This is a genomic window from Comamonas sp. MYb69, from assembly GCF_037479315.1.
Classification (GTDB): domain Bacteria; phylum Pseudomonadota; class Gammaproteobacteria; order Burkholderiales; family Burkholderiaceae_C; genus Comamonas.
The window spans coordinates 137,152-152,036 of record NZ_JBBGZG010000001.1 but is presented as its reverse complement, the minus strand read 5'-3'; the positions used below and the strand labels follow the sequence as shown (position 1 = coordinate 152,036).

At 65.6% G+C, this 14,885-nt stretch carries 13 protein-coding genes; 4 read left to right on the top strand and 9 right to left on the bottom strand.

Annotated elements, in window-relative coordinates; genetic code table 11:
- Positions 1-267 precede the first annotated feature (267 nt).
- The 4 genes from tsaB to corA all read left to right on the top strand — a co-directional run bounded on the left by tsaB (position 268) and on the right by corA (position 3,607).
- Entirely contained in the window at positions 268-987 is a 720-nt protein-coding gene (gene tsaB / locus WH303_RS00675; RefSeq protein WP_339516114.1) for a tRNA (adenosine(37)-N6)-threonylcarbamoyltransferase complex dimerization subunit type 1 TsaB, read from the top strand.
- Positions 984-1,460, top strand: coding sequence for a ribosomal protein S18-alanine N-acetyltransferase (rimI, locus tag WH303_RS00670; RefSeq protein WP_312986787.1), 477 nt, complete (start codon positions 984-986; stop codon positions 1,458-1,460). The genes tsaB and rimI overlap by 4 nt, the downstream gene beginning before the upstream one ends.
- Positions 1,457-2,317, top strand: a complete 861-nt coding sequence (locus tag WH303_RS00665; protein ID WP_339516112.1) for a hypothetical protein — start codon at positions 1,457-1,459, stop codon at positions 2,315-2,317. The genes rimI and WH303_RS00665 overlap by 4 nt, the downstream gene beginning before the upstream one ends.
- 303 nt (positions 2,318-2,620) lie before the next feature.
- Positions 2,621-3,607, top strand: a complete 987-nt coding sequence (gene corA, locus WH303_RS00660; protein WP_021025633.1) for a magnesium/cobalt transporter CorA — start codon at positions 2,621-2,623, stop codon at positions 3,605-3,607.
- Between the two features lie 15 nt (positions 3,608-3,622).
- Here the strand turns inward: corA and WH303_RS00655 are convergent, their stop codons facing one another.
- The 9 genes from WH303_RS00655 to WH303_RS00615 all read right to left on the bottom strand — a co-directional run bounded on the left by WH303_RS00655 (position 3,623) and on the right by WH303_RS00615 (position 14,829).
- Complete coding sequence (locus WH303_RS00655) at positions 3,623-4,822, bottom strand: MFS transporter (protein WP_339516108.1); 1,200 nt, start codon at positions 4,820-4,822, stop codon at positions 3,623-3,625.
- Positions 4,823-4,906: 84 nt separating this feature from the next.
- Complete coding sequence (locus tag WH303_RS00650; protein ID WP_339516106.1) at positions 4,907-5,665, bottom strand: 5'-methylthioadenosine/adenosylhomocysteine nucleosidase; 759 nt, start codon at positions 5,663-5,665, stop codon at positions 4,907-4,909.
- A 103-nt stretch (positions 5,666-5,768) separates the two neighbouring features.
- Entirely contained in the window at positions 5,769-7,457 is a 1,689-nt protein-coding gene (locus tag WH303_RS00645; protein ID WP_021027038.1) for an AMP-binding protein, read from the bottom strand.
- A gap of 187 nt (positions 7,458-7,644) precedes the next feature.
- Positions 7,645-8,517 carry a hypothetical protein gene (locus tag WH303_RS00640; protein ID WP_339516104.1) on the bottom strand — a complete coding sequence of 291 codons (873 nt, stop codon included), beginning with the start codon at positions 8,515-8,517 and terminating at the stop codon, positions 7,645-7,647.
- A gap of 176 nt (positions 8,518-8,693) precedes the next feature.
- Positions 8,694-9,926, bottom strand: coding sequence for a M48 family metallopeptidase (locus WH303_RS00635; protein ID WP_021027036.1), 1,233 nt, complete (start codon positions 9,924-9,926; stop codon positions 8,694-8,696).
- A 103-nt stretch (positions 9,927-10,029) separates the two neighbouring features.
- On the bottom strand, positions 10,030-11,430 hold the full coding sequence (gorA, locus tag WH303_RS00630) for a glutathione-disulfide reductase (RefSeq protein WP_339516101.1): 1,401 nt from the start codon (positions 11,428-11,430) through the stop codon (positions 10,030-10,032).
- Positions 11,431-11,599: 169 nt separating this feature from the next.
- Positions 11,600-12,664: a class II fructose-bisphosphate aldolase gene (gene fba, locus WH303_RS00625; RefSeq protein ID WP_312986796.1), complete on the bottom strand. Its 1,065-nt coding sequence runs from the start codon at positions 12,662-12,664 to the stop codon at positions 11,600-11,602.
- Positions 12,665-12,775: 111 nt separating this feature from the next.
- On the bottom strand, positions 12,776-14,125 hold the full coding sequence (locus WH303_RS00620; RefSeq protein WP_339516625.1) for a histidine kinase dimerization/phospho-acceptor domain-containing protein: 1,350 nt from the start codon (positions 14,123-14,125) through the stop codon (positions 12,776-12,778).
- A gap of 2 nt (positions 14,126-14,127) precedes the next feature.
- Positions 14,128-14,829, bottom strand: coding sequence for a response regulator transcription factor (locus WH303_RS00615; protein WP_021027032.1), 702 nt, complete (start codon positions 14,827-14,829; stop codon positions 14,128-14,130).
- Between the last annotated feature and the right edge of the window lie 56 nt (positions 14,830-14,885).

Sequence of the window (14,885 nt, the reverse complement as noted above, 5' to 3'; positions counted from 1 at the left end):
GCCGGCGTCTGCGCGCAGGCCACCTGGCTCAGCGCAATCGCGACCGGCAGCAGCCAGCGGCCGCTGCTGCCAGGCAGGCCAGCGCTCAGCCGCGCCAGGGACAGAGAAAGGGGCGCCATCGGAGAAATCTGTTGCATGGGCAGCAGTCTAGCGGCTATGCCCAAGCCCGGCATGCAGCCTTGGCTTTGCCCCGATAATGGCGAGTTGCCACCCCTCTACAGGGGCTGAAACCGGGCGCCAGCATAGCGCCCGTGCGCGCCCTACCCCATGAATCTGCTTGCCCTCGAATCCAGTACCGACACCCTCTTTATTGCCACCGCACGGGATGACCAGCGCTGGCTGCACAGCGGTGCCGGTGGCCAGCACACCTCCAGCCAGCTGCTGCCGGCGCTGCGCGGCCTGATGGCCGACGCGGGCCTGGGCTTTGATGCGCTGGACGCGATTGTGTTTGGCCGGGGCCCGGGCTCGTTCACCGGGCTGCGCACCGCCTGCGCCATTGCCCAGGGCCTGGCCTTTGTGGCCAAGGGCGGCCAGGGCGTGCCGGTGCTGCCGGTCGATACCTTGATGACCGTCGCCGAAGAGGCCCGCCTGCAATACGGCTGCACCCAGGTGCTGGCCTGCCTCGATGCCCGCATGGACGAGGTCTACAACGCCGTCTACCAGTATGCGGACGGCCACTGGCAGACCTTGGGCGATCTGCAGGTCTGCCCGCCGCAGCATGTGCAGGTGCCCGCAGGCTTTGTCGTGGCCGGCAATGCCCAGCCTATTTATGGCGAGCGCCTGGCACCCGCTGCCACCCATCTGCAGGCCATGCCCACGGCCCAGGCCTTGCTGAGCCTTGCGCCCTACCTGCTGGCGCAAGGCCAGGCAGTCGCTGCGCAGGATGCGCTGCCGCTCTACATCCGCGACAAGGTGGCCAAGACCACGGCCGAGCGCGAAGCGGAAAAGCTGGCCCAGGCCGCTGGCAGCCCAGGCACGGCGCCATGAGCCTGCCTGCCACGCCCCAGCTGCGCTGGTCCGCGCTGCGCATTGATGACCTGGATGCACTGCTGGCCGTGGAGAACCAGTGCTACAGCCACCCCTGGACGCGCGGCAACTTCATCGACTCGATGGCGATGGGCTATGCGATGCAGCTGCTCTGGGCCGGCGAGGAGCTGATCGGCTACTTTATTGCGATGCAGGGCGTCGACGAGCTGCACCTGCTCAACATCACCGTCAACCCGCGCCACCAGCGCCAGGGCTGGGCCAAGGTGCTGCTCGATCAGCTGCGCAGCTGGGCCGTCAGTGCGCGCGCGCAGGCGATCTGGCTGGAGGTGCGCATCAGCAATCTGCGCGCCCAGCAGATCTACCTGGCCTTTGGATTTGAATCGGTAGGGCTGCGAAAGCGCTACTATCCGGTATCCCATGTCGAACGCGAGGACGCCATGGTCATGCGTTATCTGCTGCCTACCACCCCATGAGCCTGAACCTGGACGCCCGCCAACGCGCCATGCTGCAAGAGATGGGCCACCCGCTGTGGTGGCCCGAATCGCCCGCGCCTGCCGCCCAGGCGGCGCCTGAGACATCTTCCGCTCCTGCGCCAGTGGCTGCACCGCCATCACGCGCGGAGGCGGTGCCTGCCCCAGCTGTTGTGCCCACCGCAGCGGCTGCAGCAGCGACTACAGCAGTTGTTGCACCTTCTGTTGCACCCGTTCCAGCGGCGATGCCGGCTGCTGCGCTCCCAGAAACGGCCGCGCCAGTTGCCGCTATTGAGCCAACGCCAGCGCCTGCAGCAGCTGCACGCCCCACGTCCCCACAGGCGCTGCCCGCCGGTTTTCCGCGCGTGCGCTTTGCACTGCGCGCACCGGTCCTGCTCGATCTGCAAGGCAAGCAGCAGCCCGCCGTGCCCCCCACCCAGCCGGCTTGGCTGGTGGTGGCCGAGCTGCCCGAGGGCGCGCCCCAGCAGGGCGAAGCCTGCCAGTTGCTGCTGCAGATGCTGCGTGCCATGCGCCTGACCGATGCCCCTGTCTACTGGGTGCCACTGGCCCGCATCCCCGCCAACCAGGAAGGCGATGATGGCCTGCCCAGCTACAGCATCGAGGCGCTGGTGCAGGAATGCCAGCCCGCCATGGCCCTGCTGCTGGGCCTGCCAGCGGTGCGCCACCTGATGCCGGGCGACCAGCCCTTCTCCAGCCTGCGCCAGCAGCTGCACCAACTGGGCGGCAGCCAGCTTCCCGCCGTGGTCAGCTACGACCCCAGCCACCTGCTGCGCACCCCCCTGGCCAAGGCAGCAACCTGGGCGGATCTGTGCTTTGCGCTGGCCCAGGCCGGGCGTTAATTTTTCTTCACAAACCTGCCAATCTGCCGCCATTTAGCCGCCAAATAGCCGCCATTTGGTGAGTGTAGGCGCCCACTGACAGGCTGTGGCGTGGGGCGTTGACAACGCTGCGCGCGGACAAAGCGCATCGTCATGCGAAGCGGATGCGGGAATGCCATAATGGCGCCCATTCACAAACCGGAGTCTCTCCTTGGATCCCTACCCTAGTTGGTAGCTTCCACCCTGGCAAGCACATGGCTGCACAAGGGTCGGAAGCGCCCCCCGCCCCCTTTTGCAGACCAATAACAACAAGGAAGTGAGCCCATGCTCAACATCTTTACGCTTGCCAATGGCCGTCTGGTGCAGGAAGAGATCGAATCCCTGCAGGACCTGGCCCGTTTTCAGCCTATCTGGGTTGACCTCGAATCCCCCACCCTCGAAGAAAAGCGCTGGATCAAGCAGCACTATGGCCTGTCCATCCCCGAAGACGCGATGGACCAGGACATTGAGGAATCGGCCCGCTTCTACGAAGAAGACAATGGCGACCTGCACATCCGCAGCGACTTCCTGATCGATGACGAAGACGACCCGCGCAGCGTGCGTGTGGCCTTCATCATGAACCTGCACAACGCCGCGCTCAAAAGCTATGGCGTGCTGTTTTCCATCCACGATGAGGATGTGCCGGTGTTCCGCCTGCTGCGCCTGCGCGCCCGCCGTGCACCGGGCCTCATCGAGGACAGCAAGGACGTGCTGCTCAAGCTGTTCGACGCCGACGCCGAGTACTCGGCCGACACGCTCGAAGGCATCTACGACGACCTGGAAAAAGTCAGCACCCAGGTGCTGGCCGGCAATGTGACCGACACCCACGCGAGTGAAGTGCTCTCGGCCATCGCCCGCCAGGAAGACTTGAACGGCCGCATTCGCCGCAATGTGATGGACACCCGCCGCGCGGTGAGCTTTGTCATGCGCAGCAAGATGCTCAACTCCGACCAGTTCGAGGACGCGCGCCAGATCCTGCGCGACATCGAATCGCTGGACAACCACACCGCCTTCCTCTTTGACAAGATCAACTTCTTGATGGATGCGACGGTCGGTTTCATCAACATCAACCAGAACAAGATCATCAAGATCTTCTCGGTGGCCAGCGTCGCGCTGCTGCCGCCCACCTTGATCGCCAGCGTCTACGGCATGAACTTCAAGTACATGCCCGAAATCGACTGGCAATACGGCTATGCCTACGGCATTGCGCTGATGGTGGGCAGCGCGCTGATACCGATGCTGTACTTCCGCAAGCGCGGCTGGCTCAAGTAAGCACGGCAGCGCCCACTACACCTGCTTGGGCCGCAGGCACCACAGGGCCGTGCCGGCGATCGATGCGGCCAGCATCAGCACCCACAGTGCACCCAGCTGCCACTGCTCCAGCGCCAGGCCAAACAGAAAAGGGGCGCTGGCCTGGGTCATGCGGGCGGGCACCATCAGCAGGCCCTGGCGCTGGCCATAGCCTTGCGCACCAAACATGGCCAGTGGCAAGGTGCCGATCACCACGGTCATGATGCCGTTGCCCAGGCCAAAGGCCAGCGCATAGACCCAGGCGCCCGAGGCGCCCAACAGCGCCAACGCCAGCGCCGCCACGGGGTAGGCCATGACGGCAATGCGCGCCGACCACAGCGGATGGGCGCGGCGCAGAAAAACATAGTCGGCAATGCGGCTGGCCACCTGGGCCGGGCCCACCAGGGCCGCCGCAGCCACCGCTGCCGTCGCCGTGGCACCGCTGACCACCAGCAGGCGCGGCAGGTGCGACATCATCGAGGTGCCAATAAACCAGATGGCGGCAAAGGTCAGCGCCAGCAAGACCAGGCTGAGCCACTGGCCCCGCAGCGCAGCAGCAGGCGCTGCAGGCACGCCCGCTGGGGCTGCTGCCGCATCGGTACTGGCGCGAGCCGCTGCATGGGGCAAGCTGGCATGCAGCGGCAGCAGCACCAAGAGCTGCACCGCCGCCCAGACCAGGCAAGCCTCGCGCCAGCCCCAGCTGTGCAGCAGCCAGGTGGTGAGCGGCCAGCTCAAGGTACTGGCAAAACCGCCAAACAAGGTGATGCCGACAATGCTGCCGCGCGCGGCCTTGCCATACAGGCGCACCGAGGTGGCAAAGGCCGCCTCGTACAGGCCCGCCCCCATCGCCAGCCCCAGCAACCACCAGACCGCAAACAGCTGGCCCTGGGTCTGCACCTGCGACAGCAGCAGCAAGCCCAGCGCAAACAGCACATTGGTGGCCATCAGAAGCGGCCGCCCGCCCCAGCGGTCAATCAGCCGCCCCGCCACCGGGCCGGTAAGCGCCATCATCAGCAACGCCACGGAGAACGCGGCAAAGATGCGCGATGGCGCTATGCCCAGACTCTCGCCCATCGCGCCGGCCAGGATGGCGGGCAGGTAAAAGGCCGAGCCCCAGGACAGCATCTGCCCCAGGCCCAGCTTGCAGGTGGTCAGCACCTGGCCGGGCGCAAAGGAGTGGGCGGAAAAAAGGGGCATGGTCGGCAACAGCGCATCAAGGCAGCGCGCCATTGTGACGAGGCTTGCCGCAGTGCACAGTCACCCGCGCTACCGGGTAGACGTTTAACGGCTGGGCAAGCTCCGTACCAGGCTGCCGATGATGTGCTGCGCGTAGCGGCTGGAGATGGTGTTGATAAAGCGCGGAAAGTCCAGGTGCGCGCTGTCATCGGCCCGGTCGGAGATGCTGCGCATGGCCGCAAAGGGCAGGCCATGGTCGGCGCAGACCTGGGCGACGGCGGCGCCTTCCATCTCGACGGCCAGCGCCTCCATGCCTGCGGCCTGCAAGCCGCTGCGCAGCACCTGCACTTCGGCGGCGCTGCTGACAAAGCGGTCGCCGCTGACGACCAGGCCCTGGTGCATCTGCGGCGCGGGCAGGCCCAGCTCGGCCGTCCAGGCTGCGGCGCCCCCGGCCAGGCACTGCTGCACGGCCAGGGCCAGCTGCGCGCTCAAGGCGGCGTCGCAGTCAAAGCGCGCGCGGCCATAGCCCGGCACCTCGTAGCGCGGAAAGAGCGGCGAGGCATCCATGTCGTGCTGCGCATAGCTGCTGGCCACGACCACATCGCCCACCTGCACGCCCGCGCCCAGGCCACCGGCCACACCGGTAAACACGATGCCCCGGGCGCCAAAGCGCTCGATCAGGGTGGCAGCCGTGCTGGCCGCCGCCACCTTGCCAATGCCCGACAGCGCCAGCACCACCGCATGGCCGTGCAGCTGGCCGCAGGTATAGCGGCGGCCGGCATGGTCGCTGGTGCGGGCCTCCGCCAGCAGTGCGGCAATGCCGGCCTGCTCCTCGGGAAGGGCACTGAGAATGGCAAGGGTCACGTGGAAATCCCAAAAAACAGCAAAGCGGAGATTGTCGCTGCAATCTCCGCTTTGCCGGGCTGTTTGGCGGCTGGAGCGCTATGGCCAAGCGCCGCCGCCCTGCTCAGGCCTTGGTGGTTTCGTCGCGCAGCTCGCGCCGCAGGATCTTGCCGACCGGGGTCTTGGGCAGGTTGTCGCGGAACTCGATGTACTTGGGCCGCTTGTAGCCGGTCAGGTGCTCGGCGCAATGGGCGCGCAGCTGGGCCTCGGTCACATCGGCCGACTTGCGCACGACCACCAGCTTGATCGCCTCGCCGGTCTTCTCATCGGGCACCCCCACCACCGCGCATTCGGCCACACCGGGGAAGGATGCGGCCACGTCTTCGACCTCATTGGGGTAGACGTTGAAGCCGCTCACCAGCACCATGTCCTTCTTGCGGTCAACGATGCGGAACATGCCATCGGGCTCCATGATGCCAATGTCGCCGGAGCGGAAGAACTGGTCCTCGGTCATGGACTTGGCGGTCTCGTCCGGGCGCTGCCAGTAACCGGCCATCACCTGCGGCCCGCGTATGCAGACCTCGCCGCGCTCGCCCTGTGCCACCGGCTCGCCGGCATCGTCGAGGATGGCCATGTCGGTGCCCGGCATCGGGTAGCCGATGGAGCCCGAGGCCTTCTGGCCGGTGCCGACAAAGTTGCAGCTGGCCACCGGGCTGGTCTCGGACAGGCCATAGCCCTCGACGATGGGCTGGCCAGTGCGCTGCAGCCAGCGCTCGGCCACGGCCGACTGCACGGCCGCGCCGCCGCCCACGACCACGCGCAGGTTCTTCCAGTTCACCTTGTCGAAATCGGGGTGGCTCATCAGGCCATTGAACAAGGTGTTGACCGCTGGCAAGGTGTGGAATTCGTACTTGCCCAGCTCGCCCAGCACCGCCTTCATGTCGCGCGGGTTGGGGATCAGCAGCACCTGGTGGCCCAGGCGCATGGACAGCAGAAAACAGACCGTGAACGCGAAGATATGGTAGAGCGGCAGCGCGCAGACGCACAGCGGCTGCTCGCCTTGCGGAATGGTCTTGAGCGCCGGCCCATACCAGGCCTGCACCTGCATCACATTGGCGCCCAGGTTGCGGTGCAGCAGCACGGCGCCCTTGGCCACGCCGGTGGTACCGCCGGTGTACTGCAGCGCGGCCATGTCGTCAGGCCCGATGTCCACCGGCGAGAACGTGTGGCGCTCGCCCTGGCTGATCGCATCGGGGTAACGGATGCTGCGCTCCAGGGTGAACGGCGCGACCAGCTTCTTGCTGTGGCGCACCACATAGTTGACGATGCTGCCCTTGATCAGGCCCAGGCAATCGCCCATGCTGCAGACGATGATCTGGTCGAGCTGGCGGTGCGCTGCGCAGTTCTGCACGGTGGCGCCAAAGTTCTCCAGCACGATCATCACCTTGGCACCGCTGTCCTTGAGCTGGTGGTCCAGCTCCGAGGCGGTGTAGAGCGGGTTGACGTTGACCACGACCAGCCCGGCGCGCAGCACGGCTGCGACGGCCACCGCGTACTGCGGCACATTGGGCATCATCAGCGCCACGCGGTCGCCCTTGGCCAGCGGCAGGGTCTGCAGGTAGGCAGCCAGCGCCACGCTGTAGTCGTCGAGCTGGCGGTAGCTGAAGCGCGCCCCCATGAAGTGCAGCGCCGTGCGGTCGGCATACTGGATAAAGGCCTGGTTGAGCAGCTGCACCAAGGTCGGAATGCGCTCAGGGTCAATGTCCTCGGGGATCTCGGGTGGGTAAGCGGCCAGCCATGGGCGTTCGGTCATGCACAAGTCTCCTGTCGGTCATACAGCGGGTGCCGGCGCCCTGTGCGCACGGCCCGCTGCTGAGCCATGTTGTTCGATCTCGCCCTATTGTGCAAATTCTGCGCCCATTCCAAGTCTGGATATACCCGTAAAAAAGCAAAAAAAAGCCATGACCGGGGTCATGGCGGTTGCTGAGCGAGGGACGAGATCAGCGCTTGGCGGCTGCGGCCCCTGCAGGTGCCGCCCCTGCCGGCGCAACCACCGAAGCTGCTTTCTCTTCGGCGGCCTGGGGGTTGGGCTTTTCCTTGCCAAACAGCACATCGGAGTCGTCCTGCTTGGTCTCGTAGTAGGGCTGCTGGTCGATCTCGTAGGGGAACGGCGGCACGGTCAGCACGCCGTTGAAGTAACCGGTGCTCTCACGCATGGAACGCGCCAGGTCCTGGGCCCAGTGGTCCAGCGAACGGCCGGCGGCCAAAAAGTCGACACTGCTGCGGATCGGCGGGCGCACCAGGCGCTGGTCCACCAGCACCTGCGCTTCGACATAGCCGCCATTGCTGGTGGTGAACTGGTAGGACACATAGGCCACCGGGCGCGCAAAGTAGACACCGGCCGCCTCCAGCCGGCCCGCCATGGCCGCATCGTTCTGGGCCAGCCAGTCGCTGCTGTTGGCGGTGCGCTTGATGCGCAGGCAGTCCACGCGGCCAATGTTCAGGCCCTGGGTGCGCTCGACCAGCACGCCCTTTTGCTTGGGGCAGTCCTGGGTCCAGACGGTGTTCTTGTTGTTCAGGTCATCGACGCTGGAGCGCAGCGACATCACGCCCACCAGTTCGCCCAGCTTGGTGCGCATCTGCCAGAGCTTGGCCTGCAGCGGCTTGTCCTTGGCCAGGTCTTCGGGCAGCACATCGAGCACCTCGCTGTCCGTGCCCCAGTAGGTCCAGCGCAGGTCGGTGTTCTGGTCCATCGACACCAGGGTGCGGCCCACCGGCTCCACATTCGACGGCAGCGGCGCGCAGGCGCTCAGCACCACGGCTGCGGCAGCGCACCCCAGCCAGGACAGAGAACGGGCAGCGGAAAAAGACATAAGGCGGATCCTGAAAACAGTAGCGGCGGCCAACAGACAGTGCGTGGCCTGTGCCACACCGCCAAGCCCTGCATCATAGCAAGGCCCTTGCGGATTCTGTTCTAGGCCGTTGCGGATTCTGTCCGAGGCCGCCGGGCTGAATCAGGAGACTTTGGCCGCGAGTGTATCCAAATGCATCACTTGCTCTGGCAACTGGCCGGCAGATACTGTTGCGCCGCACCATCAGCGCTGCAATGCCAGATCACCTTGCCGCCCTCGCCCTGCATGGGCTGCATCTGCAACTGGCCATGGAGGGTCAGCGCAGTCAGCGACATATCGTCGCTGTCATACATCAGCCGGCCTTCCTGCTCCGGCGACACACCCGCATCGGCCAGTGAATCCGGCACTTCTTCATAGGTCTGGTAGTAGCGCGACAGCGCCTGGCGCACCGGCTCGGCCTGGGTCCATTCCTTCTCGAAGGCCTCCTTGCCCTTTTGCGACTGCATGCCCTGCATCAGCATCTGGCTGAAGGCACCGCCCCCGGCTCCGCCCTTGAGCGCCGGGATCGCGACGGCGGCCGCGATACCGATGATCGCGATCACCATCAGCAAGCCCACGGCCCCGCCACCGGCCCGGCCGCCATAGGGCACAAACAGCGCAAACAAGTAAGAGAAGGGGTTGCGGCCCGGCATCTTGATGCCGGGGCTGATCATGCGCGCCACGCGCTTGGTCAGCCAGGGATAGCCGCCCAGCAGCTCATGCAGATCGGGGAAGAAGCCCCGGTTCGTCATGGTCTGGCGCGCATACTGCACCAGGTTGATGGTCTTCCACTTCTGCGCGCCAGCGGCCAGCACCGACAGCGCGCGGCCGGCCGATTCCGAGCCTTCGCAGCAGGCGCGGCCATGCAGGTCACAGGTGTATTCCTGGGCGCGCGCATAGGCCGCGCCAATCAGCGGCAGCCACAGCACCGGCATGCGCCAGAAATGGCCGGTCAAATGGCCTTGCTTGATATGGCCCAGCTCATGGCCAAAGTAGAAGTTGATGCCATCGGGCAGCGCGCGCATCGCATCCACCGTGTCGCTCAGCACAATGACGAAGTTGCGGCCCAGAAAGCGGGTGGCAAAGGCATTCATCAGGCCATCGCCTTGCAGCAAATAGGCCTCGGGCGGGTCCACCAGCTCCAGCTTCTTGCAGCACTGCAGGTACTGCAGGTAGAGCTCGGGGAACTGCTCGTCCGACAGCCGCACGGCGGTGCCACGCAGCCAGGCAATCAAGGCGGATTGGGCAAAGAGATAAAAAATGAAACCGATAAGCAGGTAGATCAGCACCGTGCCCAGGGTCAGCAACAAGATCAGCAACCATGCCAGCAGACCCAGAACCAGGGTGATGGCGCCCAGTGTCCGCTCACGCGGATACACCCACTCCTTCATATGTATCTCCTCTGTAAAGAGCGCGTATCATGCCCGAGACACGCGCGCTTTATAGAGGAAATTTATAAGATGTTGCAAAGCAGCAACTACCGCGTTCTGTTGCTTACATGCGGCTTACTTCGCGCAAGGTGACCAGCTCTTCGGCCATCGTCGGATGGATGCCAATCGTCTGGTCAAACAGCGCCTTGGTGGCACCAGCCTTGATCGCCACCGCAAAGCCCTGGGTGATCTCGGCCGCATCGGCGCCCACCACATGCAGGCCCAGCACCTTGTCGCTGGCGTCATCCACGACCAGCTTGACCAGGCAGCGCTCGCTGCGGCCCGACAGGGTGTGGCGCAGCGGTTTGAAATCGCTGCGGTAGATGCGCACGGCCCCATGGCGCTCGCGGGCCTGGGCCTCGGTCAGGCCCACGGTGCCGATCTGTGGATGGGTGAACACCGCCGTCGGGATATTGTCGTAGTCCATCACGCGCGCGGGCTTGCCCGCCTCGGGTCCCCAAATATGGTCCACCCAGGCCATCGCTTCGGCCAGCGCCACTGGCGTCAGCTCCATGCGCCCCACCACATCGCCCAGTGCATGCACGCTGGGCTGGGCAGTGGCCAACTGCGCATCGACGACGATGGCGCCGCTCTTGTCCAGCGCAATGCCCAGCGCCTCCAGCCCCAGGCCGGCCACATTGGCCTTGCGGCCGGTGGCATACAGCACCTGGTCGGCCTTCAGCTGTGACCCATCGGCCAAGGTCAATGTGCGCTCGCCGCTGGCCGCATCGCAGCTGATCTCTTTCACTTCGGTCTTCAGGCGCAGGTCCACGCCGCTCTTGCGGATCTCTTCGGCGACAAAGCTGCGCACCTCGTCGTCAAAGCCGCGCAGGATCTGGTCACCCCGGTGCAGCAGGCTCACCTGCACGCCCAGGCCATGGAAGATGCTGGCCATCTCGCAGCCGATATAGCCGCCTCCCACCACCACCAGGCGGCGCGGCAGCTCGGCCAGGTCAAACATCTCGTCGGAGACGATCACATGCGCGCTGCCCGGCAGATCGGGGCGCACCGGCGTGCCACCGGTGGCGATCAGGATATGGGCCGCAGTCAAGGTGCGCACATCGGCGCCATCGGCAGAGACCACCACGGTGTGGGCATCGGCGAGCCGCCCTTGGCCGGCAATGCGCTCCACATTCGCGTTGCGCATCAGGCCCTCGTAGATGCCATTGAGCCGGGAGATCTCCTGCGCGCGCGCCGCTTTGAGTGCCTGCCAGTCCAGCGCAATCGCCTCGGGCATTTGCCAGCCGTAACCGCGCGCCTCTGCAAAGGCTTCGGCATAGCCGGCGGCATAGCTGTAGAGCTTTTTAGGGATGCAGCCCACATTGACGCAGGTACCGCCCATGGCCTTGGACTCCACCACCGCCACCTTGGCGCCCCGTGCTGCCGCCATGCGTGCGGCCCGCACGCCGCCCGATCCGCCGCCAATCACCACCAGATCCAGATCCCAGGAATGGCTTGTCTGCATGCTTTGCGCTCCTTTGTTTGCTATGCAAGGCATTGTGCAAAAACACCGGGCGCAGTGCGCGTGTGCGGTTATCGCCGCATCGCGTAGGCCAAAAGCAAAAGCCTGCAATGCGGGTGCGATTGCAGGCTTTGGAGGCCAGCGCCCAAAGGCACTGGCAGGGCGGGCAGATTTACTTGACCAGCTGGGCCAGGTCGCCGGCGCTGTACTTCTTGGCCATTTGCTCCAGGCTGTAGCCCTTGATCTTGCCGCCCTGGCCTTCGCAGCCGAACTCGATATAGCGGGCCTTGCAGACTTGCTTGGCGGCTTCACGGGCGGGCTTGAGCCATTCGCGGGCGTCGAACTTGTCGGGGTTCTCGGCCAGGAACTTGCGCACTGCGCCGGTCATCGCCAGACGAATGTCGGTGTCGATGTTGATCTTGCGCACGCCGTACTTGATGGCTTCCTGGATCTCTTCCACAGGCACGCCGTAGGTTTCCTTCATCTTGCCGCCGTACTGGTTGATGATGGCCAACAAATCCTGGGGCACGGACGAGGAGCCATGCATCACCAAGTGGGTGTTGGGGATGCGGGCATGGATTTCCTTGACGCGCGAGATCGCCAGGATGTCGCCCGTGGGCTTGCGGCTGAACTTGTAGGCGCCGTGGCTGGTGCCGATGGCGATCGCCAGTGCGTCCAGCTGCGTGGCCTTGACGAACACGGCCGCCTCTTCGGGGTCGGTCAGCATCTGGCTGTGGTCCAGCTTGCCTTCGGCGCCAATGCCGTCTTCTTCGCCGGCTTCACCGGTTTCCAGGTTGCCCAGGCAGCCCAGTTCGCCTTCGACGGTGGCACCGATCTGGTGGGCCATCGCGACGACCTTCTGGGTCACATCGACGTTGTAGTCGAAGGACGAAGGGGTCTTGCCGTCGCTCATCAGCGAGCCGTCCATCATCACCGAGCCAAAGCCCAGGTTCAGCGCGCCCTGGCAGATCTCGGGTGTGGTGCCGTGGTCCTGGTGCATCACCAGCGGGATGTGGGGGTACATCTCGGCAGCGGCCTGGATCAGGTGCTTGATGAAGGGCTCACCGGCGTACTTGCGCGCGCCAGCGCTGGCCTGCAGGATCACGGGCGCGCCGACTTCGTCTGCCGCCGCCATCACGGCCTGGACTTGTTCCAGGTTGTTGACGTTAAAGGCAGGGATGCCGTAGCCATTTTCGGCGGCATGGTCGAGCATTTCGCGCATCGAGATCAAAGGCATGGTGGTCGGGTCCGTTCTAATGCAAAGAAAGAGTGCTGCAGCAATGCTGCAACACCCTGGATTCATATTTGCGGCATGGTAACCGCTTGGTAACTGCCTATTTTAGCAAGCTCAGGCCATCTGGGCGAGAGGCATACTGAGGCGGTAGCAAGTGGTATAGGGTGCGAGCGCCTGCGGCTGCTCGAAAGCGCCCCCGTGCAAAGCCATGATGCGCTGCACAATCTGGTGGCCCAGCTGCAGGCTGTCCACCGGCTCGGGTGCTGCCTTCTCCTGCAGGCGGCCGCCATCGTCACAGACCTGCAGCCAGCACTGGCCGCCATCGCTGCCGCCCTGCACCTCGATTTGCGTGCCCTCGGGGGTGTGGCGCAGCGCGTTCTCGACCAGATTACGCACGGCCACCTCCAGCAGCACAGCGTGGCCTTTCACCCACAGTTGCTCGGGCATCTCCACCGCCACACTGCCCCCGCGCCGCCAGGCCGCCTGGGCGTATTCGGCCCCCACCGTGCGCGCCAGCTGCGCCAGATCGACCGGCGCGGCCTGCTGGGTCAGCGCCACACGGCTGCTGCGGGCCAAGGCCAGAATCTGGTTGAGCACATGGCCGGCGCGCAGCGCATCGGCATGCAGGCGCTGCACCGCCTGGGCCTGCTGGGCGGGGTCCAGCCCGCCTTGCAGCGACTGCGCATGCAGGCTGATCGAGGCCAGCGGCGTGCGCAGCTCATGCGCCACTTGGTTGGCCAAGGTGCGCTCGCGCTCCATTGCCTCGTCATTGCGGTCCAGCAGGCGGTTGAACGCCAGGGTCACCGCCCGGAACTCCTGCCAGTTATGGCCGGTGGACAGGCGCTGGCCCTGCTCGGGCTCGAGCTGCTCGACATCGCGCGAGAGCTGGGTCAGAGGCTTGAGGCCGGCGCGTATCGTCAGCCCCAGCACCAGGGTGACCACCGGCAAAAGCCACAGCCCGGGCAGAATCATCTGCCCGGCAATGTCATCGGCCAGGTCATCGCGCTCTTGCAGGTTGACCAGCACGGCCACCTTGCGCGTGTGCTCGGTGTTCCACTGCGTGAAGGTGCGCCAGACCTCGTGCTTGGGACCCAGCTGGGCATCAAAGAAGCCACTGCGCCCATCGGCAAAATGCAGGCGCGGCGCGCTGCCGACATTGAGCACCAGATCGCCCTCGGCGCTCCAGACCTGCAGGCTCATCGACTGCTGGTAGTCATGCGCATGCAGGCCCGGCAGCGGCACGCGCTCGGTCGGCAGGCCCGGCGGGGTCTGCGCGTTGGAGGGGATATTGAGCACCAGCGCAGCGACGCCGGCCAGGTGCCCGTCGGTCAGCTCATCGGCCTCTTCAATGCCAGTCTGGTAGGCCCAGTAGACAAAACTGGCCCAGACGATGACCAGCGCCGCCAGAATCCAGACCAGCAGCCGGGTACGCAGCTGGGGCAGGCGCTGGGGCTTGGCCGCCAGGTTCACGAGGCCTGGTCCTGGGGCATGAAGTAGCCCACACCGCGCATGGTCAGGATGTAGTCGGCGCCGAGCTTTTTGCGCAGGTGGTGGATATGCACCTCCACCGCATTGCTCTCGACCGAGGCATCAAAGCTGTAGAGCTTTTCCTCCAACTGCTGGCGCGACAGCACCCGGCCATGGGCCTGCAGCAGGATCAGCAAGATGGTGTAGGCCCGGGGCGAGAGCTCGACGCCTTCGCCCCCCAGGCGCACCTGGTGCAAGGCCGGGTCCAGCACCAGATCGCGGTAGTGGATCAGCGGATTGGCGCGGCCCGCCGCGCGGCGCAGCAGCGCACGCAGCCGGGCCTGCAGCTCTTCGGCATCAAAGGGCTTGGAGAGGTAGTCATCGGCGCCCAGGTCCAGGTTTTCGATGCGGTCATGCACGCCGTCGCGGGCGGTCAGCACGATGACCGGCGTGGCCGGATCAGGCAGGCTCTTGCGCAGGCCCGTGGGCGGCGGCGCATTGCGCAGCTGCTGCAACAGGCGCGAGCCATCGCCATCGGGCAGGCCCAGGTCCAGCAGCACCACGTCAAAGCCCTCGGCCGTCAGCGCGCGCCAGGCCTCGGCCAGGCTGGGGCACCAGTCCACCGCATGGCCGCGCTGCTGCAGATTGGCCTTGAGGCCCTCTGCAATGCCGGCATCGTCTTCCACCATCAGTATGCGCATGGCTGGCATTGTGCATGACTTGCGTCATTGCGCCTATGGCCTGGGCCCTGCACCTG

Bases quoted from the DNA above. Each gene is read 5' to 3' on its own strand.
- tsaB (WP_339516114.1), top strand. From the start codon at position 268: ATGAATCTGCTTGCCCTCGAATCCAGTACCGACACCCTCTTTATTGCC.
- rimI (WP_312986787.1), top strand. From the start codon at position 984: ATGAGCCTGCCTGCCACGCCCCAGCTGCGCTGGTCCGCGCTGCGCATT.
- WH303_RS00665 (WP_339516112.1), top strand. From the start codon at position 1,457: ATGAGCCTGAACCTGGACGCCCGCCAACGCGCCATGCTGCAAGAGATG.
- corA (WP_021025633.1), top strand. From the start codon at position 2,621: ATGCTCAACATCTTTACGCTTGCCAATGGCCGTCTGGTGCAGGAAGAG.
- WH303_RS00655 (WP_339516108.1), bottom strand. From the start codon at position 4,822: ATGCCCCTTTTTTCCGCCCACTCCTTTGCGCCCGGCCAGGTGCTGACC.
- WH303_RS00645 (WP_021027038.1), bottom strand. From the start codon at position 7,457: ATGACCGAACGCCCATGGCTGGCCGCTTACCCACCCGAGATCCCCGAG.
- WH303_RS00640 (WP_339516104.1), bottom strand. From the start codon at position 8,517: ATGTCTTTTTCCGCTGCCCGTTCTCTGTCCTGGCTGGGGTGCGCTGCC.
- WH303_RS00635 (WP_021027036.1), bottom strand. From the start codon at position 9,926: ATGAAGGAGTGGGTGTATCCGCGTGAGCGGACACTGGGCGCCATCACC.
- gorA (WP_339516101.1), bottom strand. From the start codon at position 11,430: ATGCAGACAAGCCATTCCTGGGATCTGGATCTGGTGGTGATTGGCGGC.
- fba (WP_312986796.1), bottom strand. From the start codon at position 12,664: ATGCCTTTGATCTCGATGCGCGAAATGCTCGACCATGCCGCCGAAAAT.
- WH303_RS00615 (WP_021027032.1), bottom strand. From the start codon at position 14,829: ATGCGCATACTGATGGTGGAAGACGATGCCGGCATTGCAGAGGGCCTC.